The organism is Veillonella agrestimuris, assembly GCF_943193065.1.
Lineage (GTDB): Bacteria > Bacillota > Negativicutes > Veillonellales > Veillonellaceae > Veillonella > Veillonella agrestimuris.
The window spans coordinates 1-13,372 of record NZ_CALPCS010000014.1; the positions used below are offsets into that span (position 1 = coordinate 1).

General features: G+C 39.3%; 13 protein-coding genes. All 13 read right to left on the reverse strand.

Annotation, left to right across the window (positions count from 1 at the left end):
- Positions 1-131: 131 nt before the first annotated feature.
- Complete coding sequence (eno, locus tag NFR29_RS07110; protein ID WP_251424938.1) at positions 132-1,421, reverse strand: phosphopyruvate hydratase; 1,290 nt, start codon at positions 1,419-1,421, stop codon at positions 132-134.
- A gap of 20 nt (positions 1,422-1,441) precedes the next feature.
- Positions 1,442-2,968 (reverse strand): 2,3-bisphosphoglycerate-independent phosphoglycerate mutase, encoded by a 1,527-nt coding sequence (gene gpmI / locus NFR29_RS07115; protein WP_251424940.1) that lies wholly within the window; start codon positions 2,966-2,968, stop codon positions 1,442-1,444.
- Between the two features lie 19 nt (positions 2,969-2,987).
- On the reverse strand, positions 2,988-3,776 hold the full coding sequence (gene tpiA, locus NFR29_RS07120; RefSeq protein ID WP_251424942.1) for a triose-phosphate isomerase: 789 nt from the start codon (positions 3,774-3,776) through the stop codon (positions 2,988-2,990).
- A gap of 1 nt (position 3,777) precedes the next feature.
- Complete coding sequence (locus NFR29_RS07125; protein WP_251424944.1) at positions 3,778-4,956, reverse strand: phosphoglycerate kinase; 1,179 nt, start codon at positions 4,954-4,956, stop codon at positions 3,778-3,780.
- Between the two features lie 13 nt (positions 4,957-4,969).
- On the reverse strand, positions 4,970-5,980 hold the full coding sequence (gap, locus tag NFR29_RS07130; protein ID WP_251424945.1) for a type I glyceraldehyde-3-phosphate dehydrogenase: 1,011 nt from the start codon (positions 5,978-5,980) through the stop codon (positions 4,970-4,972).
- Positions 5,981-6,032: 52 nt separating this feature from the next.
- Entirely contained in the window at positions 6,033-7,058 is a 1,026-nt protein-coding gene (locus NFR29_RS07135) for a sugar-binding transcriptional regulator (protein WP_251424947.1), read from the reverse strand.
- A gap of 288 nt (positions 7,059-7,346) precedes the next feature.
- A complete protein-coding gene (gene upp, locus NFR29_RS07140) occupies positions 7,347-7,973 on the reverse strand; it encodes a uracil phosphoribosyltransferase (RefSeq protein WP_251424948.1) in 627 nt (208 codons plus the stop codon).
- Positions 7,974-8,055: 82 nt separating this feature from the next.
- Positions 8,056-9,297: a serine hydroxymethyltransferase gene (locus NFR29_RS07145; protein ID WP_251424950.1), complete on the reverse strand. Its 1,242-nt coding sequence runs from the start codon at positions 9,295-9,297 to the stop codon at positions 8,056-8,058.
- Between the two features lie 60 nt (positions 9,298-9,357).
- Positions 9,358-9,795 (reverse strand): ribose 5-phosphate isomerase B, encoded by a 438-nt coding sequence (gene rpiB, locus NFR29_RS07150; protein WP_251424952.1) that lies wholly within the window; start codon positions 9,793-9,795, stop codon positions 9,358-9,360.
- Positions 9,796-9,806: 11 nt separating this feature from the next.
- Complete coding sequence (locus tag NFR29_RS07155; RefSeq protein ID WP_251424954.1) at positions 9,807-10,247, reverse strand: low molecular weight protein arginine phosphatase; 441 nt, start codon at positions 10,245-10,247, stop codon at positions 9,807-9,809.
- Positions 10,248-10,353: 106 nt separating this feature from the next.
- Positions 10,354-11,406, reverse strand: coding sequence for an L-threonylcarbamoyladenylate synthase (locus tag NFR29_RS07160; RefSeq protein WP_251424956.1), 1,053 nt, complete (start codon positions 11,404-11,406; stop codon positions 10,354-10,356).
- On the reverse strand, positions 11,407-12,279 hold the full coding sequence (gene prmC / locus NFR29_RS07165) for a peptide chain release factor N(5)-glutamine methyltransferase (RefSeq protein WP_251424958.1): 873 nt from the start codon (positions 12,277-12,279) through the stop codon (positions 11,407-11,409).
- A complete protein-coding gene (prfA, locus tag NFR29_RS07170; RefSeq protein ID WP_251424960.1) occupies positions 12,272-13,354 on the reverse strand; it encodes a peptide chain release factor 1 in 1,083 nt (360 codons plus the stop codon). The genes prmC and prfA overlap by 8 nt, the downstream gene beginning before the upstream one ends.
- Between the last annotated feature and the right edge of the window lie 18 nt (positions 13,355-13,372).

Here is a 13,372-nt window from a genome sequence, read left to right on the forward strand (position 1 = left end):
TGGCACCAACCACATAAGTGATTGGTGCCAAACAAATGATTAGGGATAAGCACCCCAACATTTGACAGAGAGCCTAAAAAATCCCTCATCGTTATACACCATATATAACAATGAGGGATTAATAGACACTATTATTTTTCTTTTAAGTTATAGAATACTGCATCACCTTTATATTGAGCAGTTTCGTACAACATTTCTTCAATGCGAAGTAATTGATTATATTTAGCTACACGTTCAGAACGGGCAGGAGCACCAGTTTTGATTTGACCAGCATTAACAGCCACTGCAATATCAGCAATGAATGTATCTTCCGTTTCTCCTGAGCGATGGGATACGACGCAAGTATAACCAGCTCGTTTAGCCCGTTCCATAGCATCAAAAGCTTCTGTTAAAGTACCAATTTGATTTACTTTTACAAGGATGGAGTTACCTACACCTAGTTCAATACCTTTTTCTAAGCGTTTCGTATTAGTAACGAACAAATCGTCTCCTACTAATTGTACTTTGTTGCCTAAACGATCAGTAAGAAGTTTCCAACCATCCCAATCTTCTTCAGCTAATCCGTCTTCGATAGATACGATAGGATATTTGCCCACTAAGTACTCATAGAAATCAACCATTTCAGACGCAGTTAATACTTTGTCTTCTCCTTCTAAATGGTATTTACCATCTTTATAGATTTCACTAGACGCTACGTCTAAGGCCAATTTAAAATCTGTACCTAATTGATAACCGGCTTTTGTAATAGCTTCTGCAATGACTTCTAAAGCTTCTTCATTAGAAGCTAAATTTGGTGCGAAACCGCCTTCATCACCTACGGCAGTACTAAGGCCTTTAGATTGTAATACAGATTTTAATGTTTGGTATACTTCAGCACAGCTACGTAAAGCTTCGCTAAAGTTTTCTGCCCCAACAGGCATAATCATAAATTCTTGTAAATCTACGTTATTATCTGCATGGGCACCGCCATTTAAGATATTCATCATTGGCACTGGCAATTCCTTAGCATTAAAGCCTCCTAAATATAAGAATAAAGGTAAGTCTAAGGATTCTGCTGCTGCTCTTGCTACCGCCATAGATACGCCTAAAATAGCATTAGCCCCTAAATTAGATTTATTGTCCGTCCCATCTAATTTCAACATTAAGTTATCGATAGCTACTTGTTCCGTAGCATCGTAACCAATAATAGCAGGACCGATTTTGGCATTTACGTTATCAACAGCTTGCAATACGCCTTTTCCATTATATCTGTTTGTATCGCCATCACGTAACTCTACAGCTTCAAACATGCCTGTAGAGGCGCCAGAAGGAACGGCTGCCGTAGCAATAGTACCATCTTCTAAACATACTTCTACTTCGATGGTAGGATTCCCACGGGAGTCTAAAATTTCGCGAGCTACAACTTGTTCAATTACCGCCATAATTACACCTCATCAATTAATTATTCTTTTAATAAGCTTGTACCTGTCATTTCAGAAGGTTGTTCTATTTGTGCAAGGGCCAACATTGTAGGCCCAATATCACATAATTTACCACTTGTTAAAGCCCCATTCTCTTTGAAAGCATCGCTCACTAATATACATGGTACTAAATTTGTGGTATGTGCTGTATGTGGTTTTCCTGTATTAGGATTGACCATCATTTCTGCATTACCATGGTCTGCAGTCACCAACAGATGACCACCTACAGCTTTCATAGCATCTACAACACGTTGTAAATTACTATCTACGGCTCGTACCGCTTTTACAGCAGCTTCAAAATTACCCGTATGCCCCACCATATCTGGGTTAGCATAGTTTAAAATAATAAAGTCATACGCTTTACTTTGAATGGCTTCTACCACTTTATCAGTCACTTCATAAGCGCTCATTTCTGGTTGCAAATCATAAGTCGCTACCGATGGTGATGGCACAAGAATACGATCTTCCCCGTCAAATGGCGTTTCAATACCACCGTTAAAGAAATATGTTACATGAGCATATTTTTCTGTTTCTGCAATGCGCAATTGTTTATATCCATGGTTACTGATTATCTCCCCTAATGTGGAGGCTAACGTTTCTTTTTCATACACAATATGAACAGGTAAACCGTCTTCATATTTTGTCATCGTAGCCATGTAAATATATAATGGTTCTCGTTGAAAACCATCAAATGCAGGAGCTACTAATGCTTTCGTTAATTCTCGACCTCGGTCAGGTCGGAAATTACAGAATAGAACTGCATCACCATCCACAATACAGCCGTTACGATCAATCACAGTAGGCACTACAAATTCATCACTAATATCATTAGCATAGGATGACTGAATGGCCGCAATAGCGGTATCTGCTGTAGGACCTTCACCTCGAACTATTGCATTATAAGCTAATTTTACGCGATCCCATCGATTATCCCTGTCCATACCGTAATATCGGCCACTAATAGTGGCGATCTTACCACAACCAATATTCGTCATAGCGGCTTCTAATTCTTTAATATATGTTTCTGCACTTCTCGGTGGCACATCGCGACCATCTAATAAAGCATGAACATATACTTCTGTAATGCCAGAGTCTTTGGCACCTTGTATAACTGCAATTATATGATCTAATGAACAATGTACATTACCGTCTGATACAAGCCCAATAATTTGTAATCGACTCTCTTTACCTCTGGCATATAATTCTTCTATAACTGGCTTTTTGTAAAAGCTAGTTTCTTCAATATCTTTTGTAATACGCGTCAAGTCTTGATAAACGATGCGTCCAGAACCAAGATTTAAATGACCTACTTCGGAATTCCCCATTTGCCCTTCTGGCAAACCTACGGCAAGACCAGAGGCTTCTAGCATCGTATGAGGATATTCTTCCCATAAATAATCAAATGTTTTCGGCTTTGCTTGTACAACAGCATTTGTAGGATCCGACATATCACCTAATGCGAATCCATCTAATACAACCAACATGACTGGAGCTTGTAATTTTGCCATTTTTACCTCATGTCTTATATTAATTGGAATGCAACATATCTGTTGCTACTTGTTGAGCACTCATAATAATACTTGTAAAATCATCAGCCACTAGAGAGGCGCCGCCTACAAGGGCACCATCAATATTAGGTTGACTCAAAATTTCATAGGCATTCTCTGCTTTTACACTACCGCCATATTGAATGCGTACATCAGCAGCTGTTGCCTTATCATAAAGCTTACTAATATATTGGCGGATACCAGCACACACTTCTTCTGCCTGTTCTGCAGTGGCTGTCTTGCCCGTACCAATAGCCCAAATTGGTTCATAAGCAACAATTAATTGTTGTACTTGCTCTTTAGGGATATGTTGTAAGGCACCCTGTAATTGAGATTCAATGAAAGTCATCGTTTCATTTGATTCTCGTTGCGCCAAGCTTTCACCAACGCATACGATAGGCTGCAAATTGTGATGAAAAGCTCTCTTTATTTTCTCATTCACTGTTGCATCTGTTTCGCCATAATAATCGCGACGTTCAGAATGACCTAAAATAACGTAACGCACACCCAATTCAGTGAGCATGAGCGGTGAAATTTCACCAGTGTAGGCACCAGCATCGTGGTAGTCCATAGTTTGAGCACCCACTACAATAGACGTATTGCGAGTCATCGTAACAGCTCGTTCAAGAGCCGTAAAAGGAGGACATACTACGACATCTACCGACAGTTCGTCTTCTTTCAAAGTACCATTGATGCCTTCAATTAAAATAGATCCAGATGCAATGGTTCCATTCATTTTCCAGTTACCTGCAATAATTTGGCGTCTCATATTAAACCTCTGTTAAGGCCGCAATACCAGGTAATATTTTACCTTCTAATAATTCTAAAGAAGCGCCACCGCCAGTGGAAATATGGCTAATTTTATGGGCTAATCCACTTTTTTCAATAGCTGCTACAGAATCTCCACCGCCTACAATTGTCATAGCATCTGCGTTAGCAACAGCTTCCGCTACGGCATTAGTACCCGCTGCAAAGGCTTCCATTTCGAAAACACCCATAGGCCCATTCCAAATGATTGTTTTCATCATTTTTAACGCATCTGTATAAAGCTCTCTCGTTTTAGGACCAATATCGAGAACCATCCATCCATCTTCAATATGTTCTACATCTACGATTTTTGTATTTGCTTCATTGCTGAAAGCATCGGCTACGACAACATCGATAGGTGTCAACAAACGAGTACCTGCTACGCGTGCTTCCATAACAAGATCGGTAGCGATTTGTTCTTGACCTGCTTCAAATAAAGAGCTTCCAATATTACAACCTTGCGCTTTGATAAAAGCATTGGCCATACCGCCGCCAATGATCATAACATTTACTTTAGGCAACAAATTGGAAATAACAGAAATTTTATCTGTTACTTTAGCGCCTCCAATAATAGCAGCTACTGGTTTTTCTGGACTATTTACAGCTGTACTGAGTGCTTCAATTTCTTTTTTCATCAAGAAACCTGCTCCCATTGGAATATAGTCTGCAATGCCCACTACAGAAGCAGCATTTCGATGAGATACGCCAAATGCATCGTTAATAGCAATATCTGCTAAACTTCCTAATTCTTTTGCAAATTGAGGAGCATTTTTTTCTTCTCCACTGTGGAAACGAAGGTTTTCAAGCATAATAATATCGCCTTCATTCATCGTTTCTACAGCCTTTTTCACTTGATCTCCTACACAGTCATCTACAAAGGCTACTTCTTTGTTTAATAGTTTAGATAAATGTGCTGCACAAGGTGCTAATGTCATATCTGCTTTACGCTCCCCTTTAGGACGACCAAAGTGAGACGCAAGAATGACTTTAGCATTGTGATCTACCAAGTATTTAATCGTTTCTAAAGCTCCGCGAATACGAGTGTCATCAGTGATGATACCGTCTTTCATAGGCACATTGAAGTCAACACGGACAAATACGCGTTTATGATCTACGTTCATATCTAAAATGGTTTGTTTCATAAAGGTTCTCTCCTTATAAGCCTTTATTAGCTACGAAAATAGCCATGTCGATAAGGCGTTCAGAATAGCCCCACTCATTATCGTACCAAGCTACTACTTTCACCATGTTACCATCCATAACCATAGTCAAATCAGCATCAACAATAGAGCTACGGGAATCAGAGCTGAAATCGCAGGATACTAATGGCACATCAGATACGCCAAGAATACCTTTTAATTCGCCATCAGCTGCTTTTCGGAATGCATCATTGATTTCTTCTTTTGTAGCTGGTTTTTCTAATTCGCAAACAAAATCCGTAGCAGATACATCTGGAGTAGGAACGCGCAACGCAAAGCCATCTAATTTACCTTGTAATTGAGGTAATACTTTAGCTACTGCTTTAGCTGCTCCTGTTGTAGTAGGAATGATAGACATAGCAGCAGCACGTGCACGACGAGGATCTTTATGACGAGCATCTAAGATTTTTTGGTCATTTGTATAGGAATGGATAGTTGTCATCATGCCTCGTTTGATACCAAATTCATCGCTCAATACTTTAGCAAATGGTGCTAAACAGTTTGTTGTACAAGATGCATTGGAAATAATATGGTGTTTAGCTGGATCGTACATATCTTGGTTTACGCCCATAACCATAGTTAAATCTTCATTTTTACCAGGTGCAGAAATCAATACTTTTTTTACAGTTGGTTGATTTAAATGTACTTTAGCTTCTTCTGCATCGCGGTATTTACCAGTACATTCAATAACGATTTCAACGCCTTCTTCAGACCAAGGCAAATTAGCTGCATCACGGTCATGGAATACGCGAATCTTTTTACCATCTACAACGATATGATTTTCTTCTGCTACCACTTCGTTAGGAATTGTGCCGTGAACAGAGTCGTATTTTAACAATAATGCAGTACCTTCATTATCCCCAGTAGCATTGATAGCTACGACTTCAATATCAGGATTATTAATTGCTGCACGAACTACACATTTACCAATACGACCAAAACCATTAATACCTACTTTTACTGCCATCGTTAGACCCTCCTAATAGATGAAATAGTATATAAACAAACTAATAAAACAATTATAAATGAGATAAATTCAACACATCCTTCATCCCTTCCGCTGCTTGTTCATCAATAATCAATGTAGCCTTTTTACAAGCTCTCATGATACTAATAATGGCTTCTGCTTTTTCATAGCCTCCTGCTACAGCAATGACATGTGGTATATGTTGAATGTCCCCTAATGAAAGCCCTATATTGTTCGTCGCATATACGACGGAACCATCTATAGAGCAATACTGTCCTAATGCTTCGCCGACAGCTCCGCCATCAACTAACATATGTCGTGTTGATTCCGGCAAATGTCTCACATCTGCCATATGAAGAGCTTGCCCAATACCAAACACTAATACATCTGTACTATGTATGAGTTCACTAATTTCCTTAATTTGAGGCTCCAATGTAACTAGCATATGCAGGGAATCTTTAGATAATCCATCTGGCAAATGAAGCATTTTATAATGACCTTGCCATCGTTCCGCCAATACAGAAGCAATTACATTAGCTTGATAAGCTACCACTTCACCAACACCCCCACGAGCAGGTACTACAGTTGGTCTCAACACACTATGTGGCATTTCTTCTGCCATTGCCGCCATCGTACTACCGCCACTGACAGCCACAATAGAATCGGGTTTCACCACTTGCTGTACCACTTTAGCAGCAGTAAAGCCTATTTTCTTTAACATTAAAGCCCCTTCTGTAGGGGTAATGATAACACGATCAACGCCTAATGCTTGTTGCAGATGCACTTCTAAATCGCCAAATTTTTCTAGCTCATATAAAGTATTCCGTAACTTTGGTACTAATTCCTGCCCTTCTTCAGTTAATACGATGCCAGGCTTTGAAATTTCAATCAAACCATTTTTACGCAATACATCAATATGGTTACGTACAGTTCCTTCTGATAAATCAGTAGCTATTGCCAAACTTCTGCGACCTAAAGGAGCTTCATAAGCCAATAAGTTCATTAATTTATAGCGCTCCTTCATGATAGTCATCAATTCAGGTGCTATACGCTCATAGATCATTAACAACTCATTCATAGGGCTCCTCCATCCCTCAATGAGGATATTTTATCCCAGGTGGTCATTTTTCACCCCACCTAAAATAAAAAAACAATTTCTATTTATATTTTATACTGTAGTTGAAATTTATTCAAGTTATTTTATTTAGCGCTTCAAAAGAACTCTAGAATCAAAAAAATAGGATTTCACATATGTGAAATCCTATTACATATCGACTATGTACATACATAATCATATGACTATCTTTATTATTAATCTATCCTTTTCAAATAGCCTTCATTCTATCAAATCAATGCAAGAACGCCCTTATTTAGTACCGAAAATGCGATCCCCTGCATCGCCTAAGCCAGGCAAGATATAGCCATGATCATTTAATTTTTCATCCAGTGCAGCCACATAAATAGGTACATCAGGATGATCTCGATTGACTACTTCTACCCCTTCTGGAGCAGCTACTAAACACATCAATTTAATATGTTTAGCACCTTTCTCTTTTAGCAACGTAATAGCTGCAGATGCACTACCACCAGTAGCAAGCATCGGATCAGTAACGATAAAATCGCGTTCTTCAATATCACTAGGTAATTTACTGTAATATTCTACAGGTTGCAATGTTTCTGGATCACGATACATCCCTACATGTCCTACTTTAGCTGTTGGAATCAAGCTAAGCATACCATTTACCATGCCAAGACCAGCTCGCAAAATAGGAATAATGCCTAATTTTTTGCCTGCAATTTGTTTTCCAGTCATTTTAACAAGCGGCGTTTCTACTTCTACATCTTCCAATGGGAGCGTACGTGTAATTTCATAGCCCATTAACATCGTAATTTCATCTAATAGTTGTCGGAAATCTTTAGACCCAGTATTTACATCGCGCATCAAAGTTACTTTATGTTGAATTAACGGATGTGTCATTACATTAACATTCATCACTATACCCCCTATACGTATTAAGAGATGCTCTTTATAAAATAATCTTTCTATATCACTTATTACTCTACCCTAACATAGATTATAAATTGGGGTACAATGGATATTTTTCGCACAATGCAGTAACTCGTTTCATTGCATCTGCATGTACCTCTTTATCTTCTGGGTTATTCAGAACAGCAGCAATAATATCTGCAATTTCTTTCATATCTTCTTCTACAAGACCGCGCGTAGTCAACGCTGGCGTACCTAAGCGAATACCACTCGTTACAAATGGACTTTCTGGATCGAATGGAATTGTATTTTTGTTAGCTGTAATACCAATTTCATCAAGCAACGCTTCTGCTACTTTACCAGTTAAGCCAGTACTACGTACATCCACAAGCATAACATGTGTATCAGTACCGCCAGATACGATAGTTAAGCCTTTATTTTGTAATTCTTCAGCCAATACTTTAGCATTTTTAATAACTTGCTCAGCATAGACTTTGAATTCCGGTTGCAATGCTTCACCGAAAGCTACTGCTTTAGCAGCGATAACATGCATCAATGGACCACCTTGGATACCAGGGAAAATCGCTTTATCAATAGCTTTAGCATATTTTTCTTTGCACAAAATCAACCCACCACGAGGACCGCGCAATGTTTTATGTGTTGTTGTAGTTACAATATCAGCATGTTCTACTGGATTTGGATGTAAACCAGCTGCTACAAGGCCTGCAAAGTGAGCCATATCAACCATGAAAATAGCATCTACTTCGCGAGCTACTTCAGCCATTTTTGCAAAATCGATATGACGGCTATATGCACTACCACCAGCAATGATCAATTTAGGTTTTGCCTCTAATACAATATTCCGGAACTCATCGTAATCGATTTGTTGTGTTTCTGCATTAACACCATACGGTACAACATTAAAGTATGTGCCAGATACATTGACAGGAGAACCATGAGTCAAATGTCCACCATGGGATAAATTCATTCCCACAATAGTATCGCCTGGTTGTAATAAAGCAAAATAAACACCAAAGTTAGCTTGAGAACCAGAGTGTGGTTGTACATTAGCATGTTCAGCGCCGAATAAGCGTTTTGCTCGCTCAATAGCAAGCGTTTCGATAACGTCTACATGTTCGCAACCGCCATAATAACGTTTGCCAGGATAACCTTCAGCGTATTTATTAGTCAATACACTACCTTGAGCTTCCATTACTGCTTCAGAAACGATATTTTCAGAAGCAATCATTTCCAATTTATCGCGTTGACGCATTAATTCTTGATTGATAACAGCTTGTACATTTGGATCTTGTTTTGCTAAGAAACTCATAGGAATCCTCCTTATTCTAGTACCTATATATACATATTGCTCATTGCAATGTGTTAACGATTATTTTTCTAAAGTCATAATTTTTTCTACTCGACGCTCATGACGACCACCTTCAAATTCAGTAGCCATCCAAATCGTAACGATATCTTTTGCTAAGCCTACGCCAATAACGCGCTCACCTAAGGTCAACACATTGGCATCGTTATGTTCACGGCTTGCATGAGCAGAAAACGTATCATGGCACAAAGCAGCTCGAATACCATCAATTTTATTAGCTGCTATCCCAATACCAATGCCAGTACCGCAAATCAAAATGCCTCGCTCTGCTTGTCCATCGACGACAGCACGAGAAACAGGTACAGCAATATCAGGATAATCACAAGATTCTGTACTATAAGTACCAAAATCTTCTACTTCATGGCCTAATGTTAAGAGTAATGCTTTAATCTCTTCTTTTAAATGTAAGCCACCATGATCGCATCCAATCGCTACTTTCATTTGTGTATCTCCTATTCTTTGATAGATTGTAAACCATTTTTTACCAAATCATAGATTTGTTGTGCACAGGCATTATAGACTTCTTGAGTCCCACCAAAAGGATCAACTACATCACCGTTGCCACCGCCCCATTGGGAAAGGGTTTTAATTTTCGCTTCTTCAAAGGGAAACTGACGAAGTAATACAGATTTGTGATCCTCAGTCATGCCAATCACTATATCAGCTTCATTGACTAATTTCATAGACAAAGGCTGCGATTCATGATTAGAAATATCGGCTATAGACTGAACAGCTAGGATAGCTGCTTCTGTTGCTTTTGCTCCGTAGGCTGCAAAGAGACCAGCTGATTGGACCTTAATATCTAGTCCCATGTCTTTAGCTAAAGCCTGCGTAATACCTTCCGCCATAGGACTACGGCAAGTATTACCAGTGCATACAAATAAAATATTCATAATCATATCCTTACTGCCATAATAGAATGGCTAATTATACATTATAACAATTCTCCCTATATGTAAAGATAGTATTCTATGCTATATAGGTAGAACTCATACTAATTTATAAATAAACAATATCCCCATTAGTCGCTTTTTCCATGCGATTCATAACAGCTACGCCAATGCCTTCTAAAGGGACGCCTTCAGCAATAATATAATGGACCTTATCTTCATTAAAGGCAATCAAACTTCTATAAAAGTCATGAGCTAACGATAGACCATCTCCATGATGTCCAAAGATATGTACACTCTGCTTATCTAAAGGATAGCCTAATCGGCCTAGTTCTTCTTGTACTTCGTAACTTAATAAAAAACCTATTTTTCCACCCTGATCCATATCACCGGATCTTACATAATCCATGATAGCTAGGGCCATATCCTTAGGTGATCCTACAAACGTCTTCATCGGTGCATCAGGAGCATAATGTTTATATTTCATACCTGGCGCTTTCGGTTTTGCATCAGTACTTAATGCCTTATCATAGGTAACTGTTGATACAACGGTTTCAAGCATTTCTTTAGTAATGCTACCGGGACGCAAAATAATAACTGCATCGTCATGTACTTCTACTACAGTAGATTCAACACCAACGTTAGAAGGCCCTGCATCAACAATATAAGGAATGCGTCCATTCATATCGCGAAATACTGCTTCTGCCGTAGTAGGACTAGGTCGTCCCGAAATATTGGCACTCGGTGCAGCGATAGGAACGCCAGCTAATTCTAACAATCTGCGCCCCACTTCGTGATCAGGACAGCGCAAAGCCACTCGTTCTAATCCACCTGTTGCACGATACGGCACCAAATCGGATTTCTCTAAAGTAATTGTCAGTGATCCAGGCCAAAAAACAGTCATCAATTTCATCGCCGTTTCTGGTACGGCTTTCACCAAAGGCCAAATACTTTCAATAGAGGGAACATGCAAAATGAGCGGATTATCAGAAGGACGACCTTTTGCAGCATAAATCTTATCCATCGCTTCTACATCGAGTCCATTAGCACCTAATCCATAGACAGTTTCTGTAGGAATAGCTACTAATTCACCATTTCTTAAAGCTTCTGCAACAATGCTCAGATCAGCATCACTAGGATTACGGATAATTTTCGTTTCCATTTAAGCCCCCTTATACACAGCTGTAACGACCCGTCCAATACCAGCTAAATCAGGAAGAATCGTAATATCCTTATACTGTTGCGTCTCTTCTAATAGCTGACTCACCGCATCCCCTTGATCATAGCCCACCTCAAAGGCGATGCGACCACCTACTTTCAAATAGGTATGGCATTGTGTGGCTAAGATGCGATAAAAATGGAGTCCATCATGACCACCAAAAAGGGCAATATGAGGTTCATTCAATACATCTTCGGAAAGCATATTTTTATCACTAAGACGGATATAAGGGGGATTTGATACGATTACATCAAAGGTATACTTCCCACTAGATAAGTAATCAAACATATCAGATTGATAAAAATCACTCCGTTCTCCTAAGTTAAATTTCGTTTGATTTGTCGCCGCCACATCAAGGGCATCAGCTGAAATATCTAGCCCCACACCGTTAGCGCCTTTTAAATAATGGAGCAAACTTAATAAGATTGTTCCTGGCCCAGTACATACATCGAGAATCGATATCTCTTCATTCCCACCGTATTGGCTGAGGATATATTCTACTAGCGTTTCCGTATCTGGTCTAGGTATGAGCACTTTATCATTCACTGTGAAAGTAAGTCCCATAAAGTCTTTCTGCCCTGTCAAACTCGCCACACTATGCCCTTTAGCACGTTCGATAACGAGTGGTCTGAAAGCATCTAATTCTTCTTGTTCTAAAGGCTGATCATAATGAGTATATAAATAAATACGCTCTTTCCCCAAAACGTGAGAAAGCAGTACTTCCCCATCAAGGCGAGGTGTATCGACCTCCTTGTTTTGAAAGTACTGCTCCGTCCACTGGAGAATGCGACCAATTGTCCATATCTCCTTATACATTCGCATTAGCCTCCTGCATTTTTGCCGCCTGGTCGGCTGCATTCAAGGCTTGAATCACTTCTTCTAAATCGCCATTTAAAATAGCATCCAATTTATATAATGTTAAATTGATACGATGGTCTGTAACGCGACCTTGTGGGAAATTATAAGTGCGAATGCGCTCACTGCGGTCACCAGTACCAACTTGGCTTTTTCGATCTGCTGCTTGACTAGCAATAGCTGCTTGGTCTGCTTCATCTTGTAATTTAGCGCGCAATACACGCATAGCTTTTTCTCTGTTTTGCAATTGAGAACGTTGATCTTGACAAGCTACTACGATGCCTGTTGGCAAATGAGTAATGCGAACAGCTGATTCCGTTTTATTAATATGCTGTCCACCGGCACCACTAGCACGATATGTATCTATTTTTAAATCTTTTTCGTTAATTTCAATGTCTACATCTTCCATCTCTGGTAATACAGCTACCGTTACTGTTGACGTATGTACGCGACCTTGTGTTTCTGTAGTCGGAACCCGTTGTACGCGATGTACACCAGACTCAAACTTCATTTTAGAATAGGCATTGACTCCATCAATGGAGAAAACAACTTCTTTGAACCCCCCCAATTCAGGTTCATTAGCATCGATAACTTCGCAACGCCACCCCTGGCCTTCCGCATATTTTGTGTACATACGGAATAAGTCCCCTGCAAACAAAGCTGCTTCATCACCACCAGCACCGCCGCGAATTTCGATGATAACATTTTTATCATCATTAGGATCTTTTGGCAATAAAAGAATTTGAAGTTTCTCTTCTAATTCTTCTTTTTGTAATTTTAATTCCTTTAATTCCTCTTGTGCCATAGCGCGGAATTCTTCGTCTAATGTTTTATCTTCTAAGACTTCCATCGCTTCCTCTAACCCTTGTAACACTTTTTTGTATGTTCTAAAGGTTTCTACTGTTTCAGACAGCTGGGAATGTTGGCGTGTCAATTTTTGCCATTCTTGTTGGCGAGCAATCACTTCAGGGTCACTGATGCGTTGCTCTAAATCCATAAATTTGTCTTCTATAACTTGCAGTTTATTTACTAACATGGATAAACCTCAATCTTA

Excerpts from the sequence above, each read along its gene's own strand:
- eno (WP_251424938.1), bottom strand. The coding sequence starts at position 1,421 with ATGGCGGTAATTGAACAAGTTGTAGCTCGCGAAATTTTAGACTCCCGT.
- gpmI (WP_251424940.1), bottom strand. The coding sequence starts at position 2,968 with ATGGCAAAATTACAAGCTCCAGTCATGTTGGTTGTATTAGATGGATTC.
- tpiA (WP_251424942.1), bottom strand. The coding sequence starts at position 3,776 with ATGAGACGCCAAATTATTGCAGGTAACTGGAAAATGAATGGAACCATT.
- NFR29_RS07125 (WP_251424944.1), bottom strand. The coding sequence starts at position 4,956 with ATGAAACAAACCATTTTAGATATGAACGTAGATCATAAACGCGTATTT.
- gap (WP_251424945.1), bottom strand. The coding sequence starts at position 5,980 with ATGGCAGTAAAAGTAGGTATTAATGGTTTTGGTCGTATTGGTAAATGT.
- NFR29_RS07135 (WP_251424947.1), bottom strand. The coding sequence starts at position 7,058 with ATGAATGAGTTGTTAATGATCTATGAGCGTATAGCACCTGAATTGATG.
- upp (WP_251424948.1), bottom strand. The coding sequence starts at position 7,973 with ATGAATGTTAATGTAATGACACATCCGTTAATTCAACATAAAGTAACT.
- NFR29_RS07145 (WP_251424950.1), bottom strand. The coding sequence starts at position 9,297 with ATGAGTTTCTTAGCAAAACAAGATCCAAATGTACAAGCTGTTATCAAT.
- rpiB (WP_251424952.1), bottom strand. The coding sequence starts at position 9,795 with ATGAAAGTAGCGATTGGATGCGATCATGGTGGCTTACATTTAAAAGAA.
- NFR29_RS07155 (WP_251424954.1), bottom strand. The coding sequence starts at position 10,247 with ATGAATATTTTATTTGTATGCACTGGTAATACTTGCCGTAGTCCTATG.
- NFR29_RS07160 (WP_251424956.1), bottom strand. The coding sequence starts at position 11,406 with ATGGAAACGAAAATTATCCGTAATCCTAGTGATGCTGATCTGAGCATT.
- prmC (WP_251424958.1), bottom strand. The coding sequence starts at position 12,279 with ATGTATAAGGAGATATGGACAATTGGTCGCATTCTCCAGTGGACGGAG.
- prfA (WP_251424960.1), bottom strand. The coding sequence starts at position 13,354 with ATGTTAGTAAATAAACTGCAAGTTATAGAAGACAAATTTATGGATTTA.